The sequence below is a fragment of the Enterocloster sp. 210928-DFI.2.20 genome, from assembly GCF_020554465.1.
GTDB classification, from domain to species: domain Bacteria; phylum Bacillota; class Clostridia; order Lachnospirales; family Lachnospiraceae; genus Enterocloster; species Enterocloster bolteae.
This window is the reverse complement of record NZ_JAJCHK010000019.1, coordinates 1-18,528: the sequence shown is the minus strand read 5'-3', so window position 1 is coordinate 18,528 and position 18,528 is coordinate 1. Positions and strand designations below refer to the sequence as shown.

Sequence of the window (18,528 nt, the reverse complement as noted above, 5' to 3'; positions counted from 1 at the left end):
GAAAAGGACTCTATGTATTATATTGATAATTCCTGTACAGACCCCTACTTTAACCTGGCTCTGGAGCAGTATGTGTTTGACCGTTTGGCTGTGAAGAAGGATTTTTTCATCCTTTGGAGGAACGATAATGCCATCATTATTGGAAAGCACCAGAACACCATGGAGGAGATTAATGCCGCTTTTGTTAAGGCAAACAGCATTGAAGTGGTGCGGCGTCTTTCAGGAGGCGGCGCGGTTTACCATGATCTGGGAAATGTAAATTTTACATTCATTGCACATCATGGCGGCGGATTCGACTTTTCCACCTTCTGTTATCCGGTTATGAAAGCCCTGAGGAGCCTTGGGGTGGAAGTTCAACTCAGCGGACGAAATGATATGAGTATAGACGGACGGAAATTCTCCGGTAATTCACAGTATGTAAAGCATGGAAGGGTAATGCACCACGGAACCATCATGTTTGACTCCAATCTGGATATGGTGGAAAGATCCCTGAAGGTGCCGGAGGATAAGTTCCTATCTAAAGGATTTAAGTCAGTCCGCAGCCGCGTGACCAATGTAAAACCTCATCTGTCCCAATCCATCTCTACAATAGAATTTATGGACCATCTCCAAGGTTTTATGTCTGAAGAATTCCGATTAATACCCTACGATTTAAGAAAAGAAGATTTGGATGCAGTCAGGAAGCTGCAGAAGGAAGTGTATGACCGTTGGGAATGGAATTACGGGGAATCACCCCAATACCAGATTGTGAAACGGCGTCGGGTGGATGGGGTGGGACAAATTGAAATCCATCTGGATGTGGAGAAGGGTGTGATAAAAAAGGCGGCGTTCTACGGCGATTACTTCGGGAACAGGGACACAAAGGAGCTGGCGGCACTGCTGACAGGGGCAAAGCTTCGGGAGGAAGACGTAGGTATGCTCCTTGAAACAATACATATCCAGGACTATTTTAATAATTTAAGTCAGGAGCAATTCTGCTCCATTCTTATGCAATAGCAGACGAATACTACAATGAAAGAGGTAAAGAATTATGATGACAGGCGAAGAATATGTGGAGAGTATCCGCAAAATGAATATGGAGATTTATATGTTCGGGGAAAGGATTTCGTGCAGCGCGGACAATGATATCCTAAGGCCTTCCCTCAATTCAGTGAAGGCCACCTATGATATGGCCCAGAAGCCGGAGTACGAAGACATAATGACAGCCACCTCCCATCTGACGGGGAAGAAGATAAACCGTTTCTGCCATATACACCAGAGCCCGGAGGACCTGGTTAAAAAGGTTAAGATGCAGAGGCTGATGGGACAGACCACGGCTTCCTGCTTCCAGCGCTGTGTGGGTCTGGATGCCATGAACGCAATCTACAGTACTACATACGAATGTGACCAAAAGCACGGAACCAGCTATCACAAGAATTTTGTGGAGTATGTGAAAATGGTCCAGGAAAACGACTGGACGGTGGACGGAGCCATGACGGACCCCAAGGGTAACCGCGGGCTTGCACCGGGACAGCAGAGCGACCCTGACCTGTATCTGAGGGTGGTTGAACGCCGCACCGATGGCATTGTGGTTCGGGGAGCCAAGGCGCATCAGACCGGCATGAGCAATTCCCATGAGGTTCTGGTGATGCCTACACAGTCTATGAAGCCGGGGGATGAGGATTACGCTGTTTCTTTTGCGGTTCCCGCGGATGCGAAAGGCATATTTATGATAGTGGGCCGCCAAAGCTGTGATACGCGTAAGCTGGAGGGCAGTTGTATGGATGTGGGAAACTGCAAATTCGGCGGTATGGAGGCTCTGGTGATTTTTGATGATGTGTTTGTACCAAATGAGAGGATTTTCATGGATGGAGAGACCGACTTTTCGGGTATGCTGGTGGAGCGCTTTGCCGGTTACCACAGACAGAGTTATGGTGGATGTAAAGTGGGAGTGGGGGATGTGCTGATCGGAGCGGCGGCCCTGGCAGCTGATTATAATGGTGCTCAGAAAGCCAGTCATATTAAGGATAAGCTGATTGAGATGACGCATCTGAACGAAACTCTTTATTCCTGTGGTATTGCATGTTCCTGCCAGGGACAGGCCACTGATTCCGGAAATTATCTTATTGATCTGCTGCTTGCCAATGTCTGTAAGCAGAATATAACTCGGTTCCCATACGAAATTGCCCGTCTGGCAGAGGATATAGCCGGCGGCCTTATGGTTACGGCTCCCTCCGAAAGAGATTTGCGCAATGAGAAAATAGGGCCATACATAGAAAAATACTTAAAGGGTGTGGACGATGTTTCCACGGAAGACCGTCTTAAGATTCTGCGTCTGATTGAGAATTTGACTCTGGGTACGGCCGCGGTAGGATACCGTACCGAGTCCATGCACGGCGCCGGCAGTCCTCAGGCACAGAGGATTATGATATCCCGCCAGGGAAATCTGGCTCAGAAGAAGGAGATGGCAAAGACCATAGCTCAAATCGGGAATACAGAAAGGAATTGAACAATTGGATTGGAAAGCGATATACAGGCAAAAGCTGACAACGGCCCAGGAGGCTGTGAAGCATATAAAATCAGGGGACAGGGTTTCCCTGAGTCATGCGGTGGGGGAACCCACCCATATCATTGAAGCCATGGTCGCCAATCGGGAAGCTTACAGAAATGTGGAAATCACCCATATGATCTCCATGGGCCAGAGTAAGTATGCACAGCCCGGAATGGAGCCATATTTCCGCCACAATTCACTGTTTGTGGGAGGAACGACCCGTAAGACGGTCAGGGATGGGCACGGGGATTTTACCCCCTGTTACTTTTCGGAGATACCTAACCTTTGGCACCGCACTATGCCCCTGGATGTGGCCGTCATCCATGTGTCCCGGCCGGATGAACATGGCTACTGCAGCCTGGGGGTGTCGGTTGACTACTCAAAACACGCGGTAAAGGAGGCAAATCTGGTGATTGCCCAGGTGAATTCGCAGATGCCGAGAACACTTGGTGATACATTTGTCCATATATCTGATATGGATATGATTGTGGAGCATGACGCTCCCCTCATTGAACTGGCGCCTCCTGTCATTACGGATGTGGAGAGGGCAATCGGAGAATATTGTGCCAGTCTGATCCGTGATGGCGACTGCCTCCAGCTGGGAATCGGCGCGATTCCTGACGCAGTGCTGCTCTCTCTTAAGAACAAAAAAGATCTGGGAATCCATTCTGAGATGTTTTCAGATGGGGTCGTGGAGCTGGTGGAGTCCGGTATTATTAATAATTCGAAAAAGAATTTCCACAGGGACAGGATGGTTGCCACCTTCTTGATGGGCACAAAAAGGCTGTATGATTTTGTGGACAACAATCCCATGGTTGCCATGTATCCGGCTACTTATACCAATGATCCCTATGTGGCAGGTAAGAATGACAATCTGGTTTCCATCAACTCATGCGTACAGGTGGACCTGTTGGGACAGGTATGCTCTGAATCGGTTGGTACCACACAGATATCGGCGGTGGGCGGACAGGTGGATTTTGTCCGGGCATCGGCGCTCAGCAGGGGCGGAAGGTCCATCATTGCCATGCCGTCCACGGCGGCCGGCGGTACAATATCAAAAATCGTGGCAACCTTGGATGAAGGCGCGGCCGTTACCACTAACAGGTATGATGTGGAGTATGTAATCACGGAATACGGAATTGCCCATCTTAAATACCACACGGTCCGGGAGCGGGCAAGGATGCTGATCCATATCGCTCATCCTGCTTTCCGGGATGGACTGGCAGAGTCGTTTGAAAAGCGGTTCCGGTGTAAGTTCTGACAGGAGGGAGGAACAGGATGAGAGAAGTAGTATTAGCAGGTGCGGTGCGGACAGCAGTTGGAAAGCTGGGCGGCGCTTTATCCGGCACACCGGCGGCAGAGCTTGGATCCATTGTCATCAGGGAGGCGGTAAAACGGGCCGGTATAGATCCGGAGCATGTGGACCAGGTCCTGATGGGCTGTGTGATTCAGGCCGGACTGGGACAGAACGCTGCAAGGCAGGCGTCCGTAAAGGCCGGTCTGCCGGTTTCGGTGCCTGCACAGACACTGAATCTTGTGTGTGGTTCCGGCCTTAACAGTGTGAACATGGCAGCTGCCCTAATCCGTTCCGGCGACGCGGATGTGATAGTGGCGGGCGGCATGGAAAATATGTCCACAGCGCCGTATGTGCTGTCAAAGGCCCGCTTTGGTTACCGTATGGGAAATGATGTTCTTATAGACTCTATGATAAATGACGGGCTGTTTGACGCATTTAACCAGTATCATATGGGAATGACGGCGGAAAATGTGGCGGAGCGGTATAGTATTACACGGGAAATGCAGGATGAGTTTTCAGCATGGAGCCAGCAGAAGGCAGAACAGGCCATGAAAAATAACCGGTTTTCAGAGGAGATTGTGCCTGTGCCGGTTAAAGCGAAAAAGGAGACTGTGATATTTGAGCGGGATGAGTATCCCAGGTCCGGTGTAACCGCTGAAAGTCTTGGAAAACTGCGGCCTGCTTTCAAATCGGATGGGACTGTGACGGCAGGGAATTCCTCTGGTATTAACGATGGAGCGGCAGCGGTTGTGGTCATGAGCGCTCAAAGAGCAGGGGAACTGGGCATAAAGCCCATGGCATGGCTGACGGCAGGAGCGGTGGCCGGACTGGAACCGGAAATCATGGGTATGGGTCCTTTGTACAGTACCAGAAAGGTGCTGGAAAAAACGGGTATTTCTCTTAATGACATAGATTTAATAGAAGCCAATGAAGCCTTTGCCGCGCAGGCGGTGGCCGTGGGACAGGAACTGGGCTGGGACAGCGCCAGGGTAAATGTGAACGGAGGTGCCATTGCTCTGGGCCACCCGGTAGGCGCGTCTGGCTGCAGGATACTAGTGACTCTGCTCCATGAAATGAGACGCAGGGATTCTAAATGCGGACTTGCCACCCTTTGCGTGGGCGGCGGCATGGGAGTCAGTACGATTATTGAGAGGAACTAAGGCGGCATGGCAGAAACAGTAATTTATGAAACAAACAGATATACGGGAATCCTTACTATCAACCGGAAGGAAGCCATGAATGCGCTGAACAGCCAGGTTATTGCTGAACTGGGAGAGGTTTTGGAGGCGATTCCAAAGACAGACATCCGCTGCCTGATTCTTACGGGAACAGGAGGGAAAGCGTTTGCCGCGGGAGCCGATATTACTGAGATGGCGATGCTGAGCGTACAGGAGGCTGGGGACTTTTCACATGCGGGAAACTCCGTGATGGAAAAGCTGGAGACCTTACCTGTGCCTGTAATCGCTGCTGTAGGTGGTTATGCGCTGGGGGGCGGATGTGAACTGGCTTTGGCCTGTGACATCCGCATTGCCTCTGAACAGGCGGTGTTTGGGTTTCCGGAGACGTCCTTAGGTATAATTCCCGGTTACGGAGGCATACAGCGCCTTGTCCGCACGATTGGACTGTCAAGGGCCAAGGAGATGGTATTTACCTGTAACCGGGTCAGCGCTGAGGAAGCCCTTCGGATGGGACTTGTTAATAAAGTAGTGCCATGTGACAGGCTGATGGACGAGGCTCTTTTGATGGCGGACAAGATTGCGGGAAATGCACCTTTGGGCATAGGTGCTTCCAAGCGTGTGGCGAACCGGACTGCGGGATGTACCTTAAAAGAAGCTGGAAGATTTGAAATAGTGGAATTTGCATCCTGTTTCGGCACCCGTGACCAGCGTATGGCCATGGCGGCGTTTGCTGAAAAACGGAAGCCGGAACCATTTTTAGGCGTATAGACAGGAGGTCAGGGTTTATGAAGGTTGGAGTAATCGGTTCAGGAACCATGGGAAGCGGTATTGCTCAGGCATTTGCGGCCGTAGAGGGGTATTCTGTGGTTTTATGTGATATCAGCGGCGAGATTGCGGCCAAAGGAAAGGATAGAATCAGGGAAGGTCTGGAAAGACAGATTGCAAAAGGAAAGCTGGAGCCTGACATGGCCAAATCCTGTCTGGAGCGCATCACAGCCGGAACCAACAGCTGTGCCCGGGATTGCGGACTTATCATAGAGGCCGTACTGGAGGATTTGAATTTAAAACGCCGCATTTTTGAGGAGCTGAAAGGGATATGCAGTGAAAACGCGGTTTTTGCAACCAATACTTCGTCCCTTTCCGTGACTCAGCTGTCTGCCTGGCTCAACCGTCCGGTGGTGGGAATGCACTTTTTCAATCCGGCCCCGGTCATGAAACTGGTGGAAGTAGTTGTGGGGATTGGCACCCCATTGGAACTGGCGGATGAAATATGTGGAATTGCCAGAGATATTGGAAAAACTCCGGTTGTCGTACAGGATTCGGCTGGATTTGTGGTGAACCGGATACTGATACCCATGGTCAATGAAGCCTGCGCCATTCTGGCGGAAGGCGTGGCTGCGGCAAAGGACATTGACGATGCCATGAAAATGGGAGCGAACCACCCAATGGGCCCTTTGACCCTGGGGGATTTAATCGGCCTTGATGTCTGCCTTGCCATTATGGAAGTGCTGGAAACAGAGACAGGCGATCCTAAATACCGTCCCCATCCTCTGCTGCGCAGGATGGTGCGGGGAGGACTTTTGGGCCGAAAGACGGGAAAAGGTTTTTATACATATTAAAGTTTATGAGGAGGAAATAGAATGAATTTTGTTCTGTCTGAGGAACATACAATGGCCCGGACTTTGTTCCGGACCTTTGCCGAAAACGAGGTAAAGCCTTTGGCCCAAGAACTGGATGAGCAAGAGCGTTTTCCAACGGAGACAGTTGAAAAGATGGCCGCATACGGTTTTTTGGGAATTCCGGTTCCAAAGGAGTGGGGCGGACAAGGGGCGGATACTCTTGCCTATGCAATCTGCGTGGAGGAATTAAGCAGAGTCTGCGCAACCACAGGCGTGATCGTATCCGCCCATACCTCTCTTTGCGCGGATCCAATCCGTAAATACGGAACGCAGGAGCAGAAGGAAAAGTATCTGGTTCCCTTAGCCGCGGGCAGGAGTTTGGGCGCCTTCGGGCTTACGGAGCCGGGGGCGGGCACAGATGCGGCGGGCCAGCAGACAAAGGCTGTCCTGCGGGGAGACCATTATATATTAAACGGCACCAAAATATTTATCACCAACGGTGGTGTGGCGGACACATATGTTATTTTTGCCATGACGGACAAATCTAAGGGAACAAAGGGTATTTCTGCCTTTATTGTAGAAAAAGATTTTGAAGGATTTTCTATTGGGAAGAAGGAATTAAAAATGGGAATCCGGGGCAGCAGTACGACCGAGCTGGTGTTTGAGAACTGTAAGGTACCAAAGGAAAACCTTCTGGGCAAAGAGGGAAAAGGCTTTGGCATTGCCATGGGCACCCTGGATGGCGGACGTATCGGCATTGCGGCCCAGGCACTTGGGATTGCCCAGGGCGCCCTGGATGAGACCGTGGCCTATGTGAAGGAACGCAAACAATTCGGACGTTCTATTTCCGCGTTCCAGAACACCAGGTTTCAGCTGGCCGGCTTAAAGACCAGGATTGAGGCGGCCCGCCTCCTGGTATATAGGGCGGCGTATGCCAAGGATCACCAGGACCTCTATTCCCAGGAGGCGGCCATGGCTAAGCTGTTTGCAGCCGAAACTGCCATGGAGGTGACCACTAAATGTGTACAGCTTCACGGAGGGTATGGATATACCAGGGATTATCCCATAGAGAGGATGATGAGGGATGCCAAGATTACTGAAATATATGAGGGCACAAGTGAAGTCCAGAAAATGGTAATTGCCGGCGGCATGTTGTGATAGAGGAGGAAAATAGGTTGAATATTATTGTTTGTATCAAGCAGGTACCGGATACGAATGAAGTGAAGCTGAATCCGGAAACCGGAACATTAATACGTGATGGTGTTCCGAGTATTATTAATCCGGATGATAAGGCAGGGCTGGAGGCCGCATTGCGGCTTAAAGACCTGCATGGAGCAAATGTAACGGTATTGTCCATGGGTCCGCCCCAGGCCGCGCTGGCCCTTAGGGAAGCACTTGCCATGGGAGCTGACAGAGGGATTCTTGTGACTGACCGCGCCTTTGGAGGGGCGGATACTTGGGCCACCAGCTCCACCCTGGCCGCTGTTATCCGCAGATTTGATTATGACCTAATCATAACAGGCCGCCAGGCCATAGACGGGGATACCGCCCAGGTCGGGCCTCAGATTGCAGAACATCTGGGTTTGGCTAATATAAGCTATGCCCAAGAGATGACCCTGGAAGGGGGGGATATTACCGTCAGAAGGCAATATGAGGATCGCTGCCACATAATCCGCGCAAAGCTGCCTTGTCTCATCACGGCTCTGGCAGAATTAAACCAACCCAGGTACATGACACCCGGGGGAATCTTTGAAGCGTTTCGGGAACGGCAGATAGAGGAAATCCATCGTTCCGACCTGGAAATCAGTGATGATAATATTGGACTTAAGGGGTCTCCTACCCGGGTGTTCCAGTCCTTCACAAAAGCGGTCAAAGGAAAAGGAACCGTGGTTTCACTGGATGCGCAGGAATCAGCTGAGTGGCTGGCGTCAAGGCTTCAGGAAAAGTTTATCATATAAAGGAGGGACTCATATGAACATACAGGAGTACAAGGGGATTTTTGTCTTTGCTGAGCAGGTGGATGGAGTGGTCTCCAATGTAACCTATGAGCTGCTTGGAAAGGGCAGGGAGCTGGCCGAGACACTGGGGACAGAGGTTACGGCAGTGCTCATGGGCTGCAAGGTAGAGGGACTGGCCCGCCGTCTGGCTGAATACGGTGCAGACCGGATCATCCTGGCGGACGCCCCGGAGCTGGAGACATACATGACCGAAACATACGCTCATGCCCTTACGGCTGTTTTGACCACCTATAAGCCGGATATCATGCTGTACGGAGCTACCGCCATCGGCAGGGACCTGGCTCCCAGGGTTTCGGCGCGAATCCATACAGGACTGACGGCGGACTGCACGGGACTTGAAATCCAGGATGGGACAAACAATCTGATGATGACCCGCCCGGCTTTTGGCGGTAATATCATGGCAACTATTTTGTGTCCGGAACACCGGCCCCAGATGGCAACCGTACGCCCTGGCGTCATGAAGCGCAGGGAGCCTGTTAAAGATGCGTGCTGCGCAGTAGAGCGTTTCCATGTGGAAAACCTATCGGAACATAGAAATGTTGAGATTGTGGATATCATTAAGCGGGTTAGTGAACGGATGGATATTTTGGATGCCAGGGTGCTTGTATCAGGAGGACGAGGGATGGGAAGCCCTGAGAATTTCCGGCTGCTTGAGGATCTGGCCCGGGAACTGGGAGGAACCGTATCCGCTTCCAGGGCAGCGGTGGACGCAGGCTGGAGGGATAAGGAATGCCAGGTGGGCCAGACCGGTAAGACAGTACGTCCCAACCTTTATATAGCCTGCGGAATTTCCGGCGCCATACAGCATCTGGCCGGCATGGAGGAGAGTGATATCATCATAGCTGTGAATAAGGATGAATCTGCGCCCATCTTTGATGTGGCGGACTATGGCGTAATAGGGGATGCATGTAAAATTGTACCGCTGCTTACCGATGCAGTGAAAAGGATAAGAGCAGAGCGGGCCTGAGAATCAAAAGGAGGATATGTTATATGGGAGGGAATCAAATAATACAGCTGTCTTTTCTGGCGGCATATCTGATTATTCTGCTGGTTTTGGGTAAAATGTCCAGCGGAAATGTTAAGTCTAACACAGATTATCTTCTGTCCGGGCGCCAGATGAGCTGGTTGATTGTGGCCGGAGGCCTGGTCGGAAGTAACTTTAGCGGAGCAGTCATTACATCTGTATCTAACTTTGCATATATCTATGGACTGGGAGGGATTTTTTATGAGGGATGCACCATTATCGGATTTCTGATATGTGCATTTCTCTATGCGAAAAGGGTACGCCAGAGCGGCGCATTTACCATTGCGGAGCTGTTTGAAATCAAGTACGGATTTAATGTACGGATGATTGCCGGATTCTTTATAGTGCTTTCCGGCATATCAGCGGCGTCCGCGCAATTTAAGGCAATCGGCCTGATTTTTTCCACCATGTTTGGCCTGGGGGAAAACATAGGGATTATGATTGCCTGGGTCATCACTTTGTTTTATATGACCATGGGTGGTCTGGCCGCTTCCAATTATACAATTATACCGCAGATGGTATGCTGTTTTCTGGCCTTTCCCCTGGTGGCAATCTGGGGTATGGGAGCTTTTGGAGGATTTCAGGCCGTGAAAGCCCTAGAGGACTTGCCGACCACCTATTTTACCTTGTTAGGACCTTCCCTTAAAATGGTCATGACATGGGTGGTTCAGTGGATGTGGGTAAACGAGTGGGGATCCCAGTGGTATTTTCAGAGAACAGCTGCCGCACGTAGTGTTAAACATGCAAAAATGGGCTTTTTTACAACAGCCGTGGCCCTCACTATCATGGTACTTATACCTGGGACCGTGATTGGCATGATTGCGCGGGCAGCGTTTCCGGCTCTTTCAAACAGTGAACAGTCTCTCAGTCTGATGATAGCTGCTTCACCTGTTATTTTTGGCGCCCTGGCTATGACGGGTGTGTTTGCTGCCGCCATGTCAACCGTAGATGGCTGTGCCATGGGAGCTGTCACTGTTTTGGTGAGGGATTTTTACCAGCGTGCCCTGGGCCATACAGGAACGAATTCAAAGAATATCAACCGGGTATCCCGTATGGTGACCGTTGGTGTTCTGGTCAGTATTCTGTTAATGGCTACCTCGTTAAAATCGGTTGTTTCCGGACTGAATTTTCTTTTCGTGTTCAGCAGCGGTAATTTTGGGGCCCTTATTGGCGCTTTATACTGGAAAAAAGCTTGTAAGGAAGGAGCACTGCTTTCCATACTCAGCGCTGGTACAGTAGCTATGATTTGGACCTTTACCGGCCATGGCACACGTTTTGACGGTATCTGGTGGTCCATGGTAATCAGTATGGTAGTTATGGTGGCTGTGAGTCTGGCCGTAGCTAAGACCGGTTCCTGGTGGGGGAGAGAGGACCCGGCCCAATCAAAGGCAAAGGATGATATACTGGAATTTCTTTCCAATAGGACGGCTACCATGGCGGACTTTATTGACCGGTTTGACATTGACGCCAGACAGATACGCCTGGCGGTAAGCGAACTGGCCATGAATAAGCAGATTAGGGAGATTGATTATATGACTTATATACGATCCGAGCATTGTTCTTCGGAACAGGAATTTGCGGCGGATTCTTCCGGCGGCAGGGACATTGCCATGATAATGGCTGCCTTTGTGTGTATCGCTGCTTTTTGTGTTATTTGGTCAGTCACGGCATAGGAAAGGGGGATTATTATGTTTACTCTGAATCAGGAAGAAATGCAGGTTCTGGAGGCAATCCGGGATTTAAATGATGGTAACCTGGGCAAAAGAACGGACTATTATGATGTTGTGAAATCAGTGGACGGGGATACGGCCAAGCTGATTCCCGTTGTAGCCCGGCTTGAGGACGATGGATATATTCGATCAAAGGGAATTATAAAGCGGTATTGCATTATCACGGACAAAGGGCGTGGTATACTGGGTGGTATCGCAAAATAAATATATCTCAAAAGCTCATCTCAATCATGGTGGGCTTTTTTTGCGTTTTCAGGCAAAGAAATTGACACCAGTATATACAGAATGTGAAAATGCAGCAATGTTTTAGATTAATTTTGACGAAATTGGTTTTTGTGTGATATAATTACAAATAAATTACTGGAATCGTTAAAAAACATTATTATTTTGGAAAACCGATAATATCCGCTTATAAAACCGATAATTATTAATTATATGTGCATAAGTGGAAAAAATCATGATTGATTTTTGTGATATTTGATGAGGGCTTTATCTGCTGATGGAGGTGACAAATTGGACTATCCGGGCTACATGTCTTTAACACTGCAGCATTTCCAATACTTTATTCTAGTGGTTGAACAGGGGACAATGATGAAAACTGCGGAACTCCTGAATGTTTCCCAGCCGCTGCTGAGCCAGAAGATTGCGCAGCTGGAGAAAGAACTGGGGGTGAAGTTATTCACCCGAAATAAAGGGAAACTGGTTCTGACAGAAGCTGGCGAACAGTTTCTGGAAGAGACCAGAGGATTTCTGGCGGATGTGGAGAAGACCTTTAAAAGCTTAAAGGAATCTTATGGGCATATAAGTGAAAAGCCGGTACGCATGGGGTTCAGTGACGGAAATGAGTCCTCTAAGATTAAAAAGGTGGTACATATGTTCAGACAGTCCTTTCCCGATATACTTTTGGAGGTGGAGATTGACAACCGTCTGCTGATAGCGGAAAGGCTTCTGAACGGTGAACTGGATATATGTCATATGGTGGATACGGAAAACCTTCACTTAAATAAAAATATAAGCTACAGGAAGCTGTATAACCTGTCAATGAATGGAATCGTCAACAGTAATAATCCATTGGCTGACAGAGAAAATGTGAGCTGGAGGGATTTGGACGGCCTGACCTGCTATTGGCCTAATTCCCTGAACAAATCCATGCTGACCAGGGATATCCAGAGATTTCTGCGCGCTAATCATGTAAATATGCAGTTCCAGTACAGGAATGTGGATTATTTTACACTTAGAAAGTACCTGCATGTGGATGAGAGCATAATCTTTACACTCAGCGGGTACGTGGACAACCCCACCCTAAAGCTGCTGCCATTAGGTGGTATTACATATCCATTCATTATAGCATGGAGAAAGAGTGAAACAAAACGTCTGGAGCCCTATACGGAGCGCCTGGTGGCAATTTCAAAAAGCATAATGAAAGCCAACATCTGATTGGCATTGATGTATGAATCGGCCTGCTGTTTTCGGCAGGCTTTTTTTGTTGGCTTTATGCACATGTGGATGGGAATATATAAGACATATTTATAAAATGTATAAAACATACAAATTAGACAAAACAGGGACTTTTTTAATATACTGACTGTACAAAATCACATGTCAGGAGGAAATGAATATGAGTAAACAGGAACCGGGGGTAGTCACCACGAAACAGCAATTGCTCGATGATCCGTTCATGAAAAGTGTTGTGCAGGACGGTATGCGGATTGAATGGGATGTGCCTTTGCATATGCGTGACGGGGTGACCCTCAGGGCGGATGTGTTCCGCCCGGATGACGATGGACAATACCCAATTCTGATGTCCCAGGGACCTTACGGGAAAAGCCTTCATTTTAAGGATGGGTATGAGGGAAGCTGGAATACATTAAAGCGGAAGTATCCTGAAATATTTGAGGGAACCAGTGAAAAATACATGAACTGGGAAACCGTGGATCCGGAAAAATGGGTTCCGGATGGCTACGCGGTTGTGAGGATTGATTCCAGGGGATCCGGCCGCTCAGAAGGCTATCTGGATTCCAGAAGTCCTGATGAGATTCAGGATTATTATGACTGTATCGAATATTTTGCCGCTCAGCCCTGGAGCAATGGCAACGTTGGACTGGCAGGTATCTCTTACTATGCAATCGCCATGTGGTCGGCGGCAGCGGCTAATCCGCCTCATCTGAAAGCAATCTGTCCTTTTGAAGGGAATTTTGATGTGTACCGTGACAATATCAGGCATGGTGGCATTTTCATGGATTTCAGGAGCATGTGGTATCCTTCACAAGTTAAAAGCACACAGCACGGCTTGGGAGAGAGGGGACGGAGAAGCAGTATAAATGGTGTTCTGGTATCCGGACCTGAGACATTAAGTGAGGAGGAGCTGGAGAAGAACCGGGCGGACGCATCCATGCTTCCAACGGCGAATGAATGGATTAGTGATGTTTATACCAGGATTACGCCGGATATTGAAAAGGTAAAGGTTCCGGTGCTGTCCTGTGCTAACTGGGGAGGAAACGGTCTGCATCTGAGGGGAAATATCGAAGGGTATATGAGATGCAGTTCTGATCAGAAGTGGCTGGAAATTCATGGTAATGAGCATTATGCCGAGTTTTATACCAATTACGGGCTAGAGCTGCAGAAGCGGTTCTTTGGATGTTTTCTGAAGAATGAGGGGACGTTTGAGCAGCCGCCGGTATTTATGAATATCAAACATGTAGACGGTACCTTTACCCAGCGCACCGCCCAGGAATGGCCTCCGGCAGAGACACAGTGGACAAAGTATTATTTTGATTTGAATAATGGCGGGTTTATAAATCATCCGGGAACACCTGGCAAAGCTGCGTTTAAGGCAGAAAGTGAGCATCTTTCTTATTTTACTGAACCGTTAAAGGAAGAAGTGGAACTTACAGGCCATGTAACGGCAAAGCTTTATATTTCCTCAACCACTGAGGATGCGGATATTTATCTTATATTCAGGGTTTTGGATCCGGACGGCAATGATGTCACCACGGTTGCGGCCAGCGATCCGGAAGGCAATCTGGGAACCGGATGGCTCAGAGCGTCCCACAGGAAGCTGGACCCGCAGATGAGTAAACCATATAGACCGTGGCATACCCATGATGAGAAGCAGCCATTGACGCCAGGGGAAATTTACGAGCTGGATGTGGAGGTATGGCCTATTTGCATGACGGTTCCGGCAGGCTATCGCTTTGGATTCACCATCAGCGGCCGTGATTTCTCACTTCCCTCCAAGGATGAGGTGAAGAATGACAAGTATGAAGACTGGAAAAATGTCAAGAAGGCAGGAAACGCCCGGGGACATTCCATTTATACCCATTGTCTGCAGTACGAATATGATGAAAAGAAGATTTACTCCGGTGAGACAACCATCTATTCGGAAGATGGGAATATGTCCTATATACAGCTGCCGGTCATGCCAAAACAATAACAGGAGGAAATGATGAACAAGAAAATACATTATGCGTGGTATGTGATGGCAGCCGCTTTTATGATGAACTTATGTGTGATCGGCGTAGCTTCCGTAGGAATTTCTATTTTTCTTCCGGCATTAAGGGAAAAGCTGAACCTGACGGGAACCCAGAGCTCATTTATCATGTCCCTGCAGGGGATTGCGACCATTGCTGCTTTGGGGGGAGCCGGTAATCTGTATAAAAAATATAGTGTACGCAGTGTCAATCTGTTTTTTGTATTTATATGTATCATCGGTTTTGTGCTGATGGGAGTAGCGGATTCCATTCCGGTTTTGTATCTGGGTGCCATATTGACAGGCATCACACTGGGAGGCGCCGGGCATGTCCCAACTTCCACACTGATTAACCGCTGGTTCGTCAAAAGCCGGGGCAAAGCATTTGGTATTGTTACAGTAGGGTCAGGTGTCTCCAGCACCATACTAACGCCCACGATTACATGGATTATACAAAAATATTCACTGATGTACGGCTTTATGTTTGCCAGCGCCATCATTTTGGTATTGGAGGGTATTGCATTTTTCATCGTAAGGAACAATCCTGAAGATATGGGGCTGAAGCCATATGGTTTTGAGGAATCGGGTATGTCGGCTGACACAGGCAAGAAGGTGGTTACGGGATATACTCAAAAGGAAGCATTGAGAATGCCCTCCTTCTGGATGCTCAGCTTTGTGGCGTTTCTGGTGGGATTTACGGTTAAGCCTGCAATCGGACACATTATCCTTTATGCCAGAAGTGCGGGGTATGAGCCCATGGTGGCGGCCAGTGCCTTTTCCATGTATGCGTTTGTCAACATATTCACCAAACCGCTCTACGGAGCCATAGCAGATAGATTCGGAACCTATAAATCAAACTGGTATATTTTCATTGTGTATGGTGTAGGCCTTGCCAGCGCGGCTTTTATTACCATAGGCACACCATTCCTTTACCTGTTTGCGCTTTTGTTTGCTATCGGTATCCCTATTGGAACCATGGGTAATCCATTCTGGACAACAGACCTCTTTGGTAACCGGGAATACGGAGCCATCTATTCATATATACTGGCATTTTATAATGTGGGAATCATCCTTGGCTCTACATTTTTTGGGTTAATGACGGATTTGACAGGAACGTATCTGACTGGATATATGGTTTGCGCCTCAATGATGCTTGTGGGCCTGGTGGTGATACAGTCGCTTTATCTGTCACGTAAGAGGCAGGTGGCGGAATGTAAAGGGGTATAGTCCCACTGTAATATTCTATTGAAATCATATTGAAGCCTGGGCTGAGGAAATCTTCCCGGGCTTCACTCAATTTTGTATGGTTTGATGGTAAAAAGGGATCCAATAACTTTCCTTTTTGTATTGCATATCTTAAGCTATTCTAGCCCAGGGATTCCTGACACGTTTGCTTTATTGTTGTGGCATACATTAAGAATTTGTCATGATGCCTCTGTTTTTATGTCCCCATTCGGTATACTCAAAGAATTTTTATATTAAATGCTCATCATATTCTGTAGAGACTTAAAAGAGGAGGAGTTATGATTCAAGAAGAATTTGATTACTGGAGGGAGATAACTGCGAGAAGCTCCTGCAGGTGGCAGGAAGATACAATTACTATTCTAAACGGACGGGACGCGCTTTATTATATGGGTGGTGAATCAGGAGCTTTTATAAGAATATCACCAGAGGGAATGCTGCAAATGGGAACTTACAAGGAGGCTATACCTGATGTTGGTATATCCGATGATTTAGAAGATATAGTCCGATTCGTTAACAAAAATGAAGTGCGGTAAGAGGAAATCCTATCAGACCACGTCTAGTATTATGATATCCAGAAACAGGAGTTGTCCATCCATCAGGCAGGCGAGAAAATCGAAATGTACGCTGAGATGAGTGACGGATGGATTTTTTGAGTTAGATAAAGGATTAAATATGGAATATTAGGGAGGCTTATCGTGAAAAAGGCAATTATCTAACTGAAATATGATGAAGAGAAACTGTCGGCATTGGAAAAGTATACGATAAAGAAAGAGGTGGACTTGGAGGCGGAACTTCTGCATACACTGTAGAAATTATATGAAAAATAGGTACCGCTAGCCATCAGGGAATATATCGAAAGCCGGGAATCAAGTGAAGGGAGGACTGGTATGAGGAGCCAGGAACGGCGAAACACTGTCAATCGGGCGAATGATGAATAATGGAAACAAGGGGATGAACATGGGGCACGGAGAATACGCAAGACAGCGTATGGGTACAGGGGAGATGTGATTCGTCTTTCCATAGATATACCACGACGTAGGATAGTACCGGCAATGGGAAAGCGAATACTTGTAGAATGACCAGACAGGGTGCCGGATAAACCAGGCTTGTGACGCACGGTAAGGCAGCGTGTGGGCTTTTGCGGGGGAGAGTGGGAGTACTGGGCATGTTAGGAGAAAGCCACGGAATTTGGGCGGATTTGAGAAAACAGCGTAAAATCAAGTACAGAGACAGGGATATCATGGACTATCAGCATGCAGATTTCAGAGGTGATTCCGGCGTTCGATTTGTGTGCAGGTTAAAGGGAGGTGCACCTAAAGGCGCCCCTCCCGGCCACAATCGCCCGCAATGCGGGCGTTTTTCTGCTTCCATGGAGGTGCACCTGTTTGGCGCCTTGGTCACCTGTCAGGTGGTCGGTTTTGGCTGGAGACCACGCAAATACAAGGAAAATGGTGTATTTATAGGTGCACCCTGTAGGTGGTTCTGACGTATTTGGAGCAGAATCTTTATGACATGTGGATATGGACTTCCGCCGGGATATTCGATATGGTGTTGGCGGAAGGAGGAGTGTCCATGAAGAAAACTACGAGGGAACAATGTGAGGATGTCATAGCAGCCAGGGTAGAATGGCTGGTAACCCGATGGCAGGTAGATAAGACACAGGAAGAAAAGAAAGCAGACCACGAGCTGAACGAACGGATGGACCATTGGATGAAGGAAATTACCAAGGAGCAGAGGGATGCCATAGAGAATTGTATTGATGACATGCTGGATGGAAATGGGATGTGTCAGCTGTATCTGTATGAGGAAGGGGTGAAGGATGGGATACGGTTGATGAAAATGATTCGGGATATGTGATAGTATGTTTTGAAGGTAGCCGTCATATTATGTGGCGGCTTTTTGTTTGTTTAGAGAGGAAAAACAAGGCGAAAAAAATCAAATACGTGCTGTACCCGTACAAAAAAATACATGCTACTCCAAGAGTGGAGTCTGTCTATCTGGTGGGCCATGCCCTGGCCCATGGTGGCCTGCCAAGAAGTACCCAATGGAATATCTAGTACAGAGGAAAAGAATATAAACCATTTGAGGCGTGATAATCTGAGTAAAAATAACTAAAGTTATATGTGCACTTTTAACGAAAATGAGTTTTTGAGGTTATCAAAAGGGGTCTGAAACTGGACTAATAGTGAGGGGCATTTTTTGGGCCGATATTTTCAAAGGGCAGATGATAGGAGGGTTCAAGGTGGCTTGAAAAGTTTATGCAATTAATCTTGGCTATCAAAGGGCTGTTTTTTACCATGAGTCGCGGGGGAATCTTTTCTGGAAATGTAATCTGCAAGCCTGGTTGTATACCGAACTTGTGTATCTTAAGAAAATCGTAAGAAGAAATCTGGTTATCAGAAGGCCTATTTTTTACCA

General features: G+C 48.2%; 17 protein-coding genes. 16 read left to right on the top strand and 1 reads right to left on the bottom strand.

Annotation, left to right across the window (positions count from 1 at the left end; genetic code table 11):
- The first annotated feature begins 12 nt into the window (after positions 1-12).
- The 16 genes from LI015_RS16900 to LI015_RS16825 all read left to right on the top strand — a co-directional run bounded on the left by LI015_RS16900 (position 13) and on the right by LI015_RS16825 (position 17,967).
- Positions 13-996 (top strand): lipoate--protein ligase, encoded by a 984-nt coding sequence (locus LI015_RS16900; RefSeq protein ID WP_227125775.1) that lies wholly within the window; start codon positions 13-15, stop codon positions 994-996.
- A gap of 34 nt (positions 997-1,030) precedes the next feature.
- Positions 1,031-2,488 (top strand): 4-hydroxyphenylacetate 3-hydroxylase family protein, encoded by a 1,458-nt coding sequence (locus LI015_RS16895; protein ID WP_227125773.1) that lies wholly within the window; start codon positions 1,031-1,033, stop codon positions 2,486-2,488.
- 4 nt (positions 2,489-2,492) lie between these two features.
- Complete coding sequence (locus LI015_RS16890) at positions 2,493-3,791, top strand: acetyl-CoA hydrolase/transferase family protein (RefSeq protein WP_227125771.1); 1,299 nt, start codon at positions 2,493-2,495, stop codon at positions 3,789-3,791.
- A gap of 17 nt (positions 3,792-3,808) precedes the next feature.
- Positions 3,809-4,987 (top strand): acetyl-CoA C-acetyltransferase, encoded by a 1,179-nt coding sequence (locus tag LI015_RS16885; RefSeq protein ID WP_227125769.1) that lies wholly within the window; start codon positions 3,809-3,811, stop codon positions 4,985-4,987.
- A 6-nt stretch (positions 4,988-4,993) separates the two neighbouring features.
- On the top strand, positions 4,994-5,773 hold the full coding sequence (locus tag LI015_RS16880) for an enoyl-CoA hydratase/isomerase family protein (protein WP_227125767.1): 780 nt from the start codon (positions 4,994-4,996) through the stop codon (positions 5,771-5,773).
- A gap of 17 nt (positions 5,774-5,790) precedes the next feature.
- Positions 5,791-6,624 carry a 3-hydroxyacyl-CoA dehydrogenase family protein gene (locus LI015_RS16875; RefSeq protein ID WP_227125765.1) on the top strand — a complete coding sequence of 278 codons (834 nt, stop codon included), beginning with the start codon at positions 5,791-5,793 and terminating at the stop codon, positions 6,622-6,624.
- 21 nt (positions 6,625-6,645) lie between these two features.
- Positions 6,646-7,782 carry an acyl-CoA dehydrogenase gene (locus LI015_RS16870; RefSeq protein ID WP_227125763.1) on the top strand — a complete coding sequence of 379 codons (1,137 nt, stop codon included), beginning with the start codon at positions 6,646-6,648 and terminating at the stop codon, positions 7,780-7,782.
- Positions 7,783-7,799: 17 nt separating this feature from the next.
- Positions 7,800-8,582 carry an electron transfer flavoprotein subunit beta/FixA family protein gene (locus tag LI015_RS16865; RefSeq protein WP_227125761.1) on the top strand — a complete coding sequence of 261 codons (783 nt, stop codon included), beginning with the start codon at positions 7,800-7,802 and terminating at the stop codon, positions 8,580-8,582.
- A gap of 13 nt (positions 8,583-8,595) precedes the next feature.
- The gene (locus LI015_RS16860) at positions 8,596-9,609 is read left to right on the top strand and encodes an electron transfer flavoprotein subunit alpha/FixB family protein (RefSeq protein ID WP_227125759.1); all 1,014 of its coding nucleotides are present in this window, start codon (positions 8,596-8,598) and stop codon (positions 9,607-9,609) included.
- A gap of 23 nt (positions 9,610-9,632) precedes the next feature.
- Entirely contained in the window at positions 9,633-11,339 is a 1,707-nt protein-coding gene (locus tag LI015_RS16855) for a sodium:solute symporter family protein (RefSeq protein ID WP_227125757.1), read from the top strand.
- Positions 11,340-11,354: 15 nt separating this feature from the next.
- Entirely contained in the window at positions 11,355-11,600 is a 246-nt protein-coding gene (locus LI015_RS16850) for a hypothetical protein (RefSeq protein ID WP_227125755.1), read from the top strand.
- Between the two features lie 276 nt (positions 11,601-11,876).
- Positions 11,877-12,833: a LysR family transcriptional regulator gene (locus tag LI015_RS16845; protein WP_306560979.1), complete on the top strand. Its 957-nt coding sequence runs from the start codon at positions 11,877-11,879 to the stop codon at positions 12,831-12,833.
- Positions 12,834-13,014: 181 nt separating this feature from the next.
- Positions 13,015-14,829, top strand: a complete 1,815-nt coding sequence (locus LI015_RS16840; protein ID WP_227125753.1) for a CocE/NonD family hydrolase — start codon at positions 13,015-13,017, stop codon at positions 14,827-14,829.
- 12 nt (positions 14,830-14,841) lie between these two features.
- Positions 14,842-16,092 (top strand): MFS transporter, encoded by a 1,251-nt coding sequence (locus tag LI015_RS16835; RefSeq protein ID WP_227125751.1) that lies wholly within the window; start codon positions 14,842-14,844, stop codon positions 16,090-16,092.
- A gap of 296 nt (positions 16,093-16,388) precedes the next feature.
- The gene (locus tag LI015_RS16830; RefSeq protein WP_227125749.1) at positions 16,389-16,643 is read left to right on the top strand and encodes a hypothetical protein; all 255 of its coding nucleotides are present in this window, start codon (positions 16,389-16,391) and stop codon (positions 16,641-16,643) included.
- A gap of 1,039 nt (positions 16,644-17,682) precedes the next feature.
- Positions 17,683-17,967, top strand: coding sequence for a DUF6809 family protein (locus tag LI015_RS16825; RefSeq protein ID WP_227125747.1), 285 nt, complete (start codon positions 17,683-17,685; stop codon positions 17,965-17,967).
- 322 nt (positions 17,968-18,289) lie between these two features.
- Here the strand turns inward: LI015_RS16825 and LI015_RS16820 are convergent.
- A partial coding sequence (locus tag LI015_RS16820; protein WP_227125745.1) for a hypothetical protein occupies positions 18,290-18,528 on the bottom strand: 239 nt, incomplete at its 5' end.

Coding starts and splice junctions, on each gene's coding strand:
- LI015_RS16900 (WP_227125775.1), top strand. CDS start 13: ATGTATTATATTGATAATTCCTGTACAGACCCCTACTTTAACCTGGCT.
- LI015_RS16895 (WP_227125773.1), top strand. CDS start 1,031: ATGATGACAGGCGAAGAATATGTGGAGAGTATCCGCAAAATGAATATG.
- LI015_RS16885 (WP_227125769.1), top strand. CDS start 3,809: ATGAGAGAAGTAGTATTAGCAGGTGCGGTGCGGACAGCAGTTGGAAAG.
- LI015_RS16880 (WP_227125767.1), top strand. CDS start 4,994: ATGGCAGAAACAGTAATTTATGAAACAAACAGATATACGGGAATCCTT.
- LI015_RS16875 (WP_227125765.1), top strand. CDS start 5,791: ATGAAGGTTGGAGTAATCGGTTCAGGAACCATGGGAAGCGGTATTGCT.
- LI015_RS16870 (WP_227125763.1), top strand. CDS start 6,646: ATGAATTTTGTTCTGTCTGAGGAACATACAATGGCCCGGACTTTGTTC.
- LI015_RS16860 (WP_227125759.1), top strand. CDS start 8,596: ATGAACATACAGGAGTACAAGGGGATTTTTGTCTTTGCTGAGCAGGTG.
- LI015_RS16855 (WP_227125757.1), top strand. CDS start 9,633: ATGGGAGGGAATCAAATAATACAGCTGTCTTTTCTGGCGGCATATCTG.
- LI015_RS16850 (WP_227125755.1), top strand. CDS start 11,355: ATGTTTACTCTGAATCAGGAAGAAATGCAGGTTCTGGAGGCAATCCGG.
- LI015_RS16845 (WP_306560979.1), top strand. CDS start 11,877: ATGAGGGCTTTATCTGCTGATGGAGGTGACAAATTGGACTATCCGGGC.
- LI015_RS16840 (WP_227125753.1), top strand. CDS start 13,015: ATGAGTAAACAGGAACCGGGGGTAGTCACCACGAAACAGCAATTGCTC.
- LI015_RS16835 (WP_227125751.1), top strand. CDS start 14,842: ATGAACAAGAAAATACATTATGCGTGGTATGTGATGGCAGCCGCTTTT.
- LI015_RS16830 (WP_227125749.1), top strand. CDS start 16,389: ATGATTCAAGAAGAATTTGATTACTGGAGGGAGATAACTGCGAGAAGC.
- LI015_RS16825 (WP_227125747.1), top strand. CDS start 17,683: ATGAAGAAAACTACGAGGGAACAATGTGAGGATGTCATAGCAGCCAGG.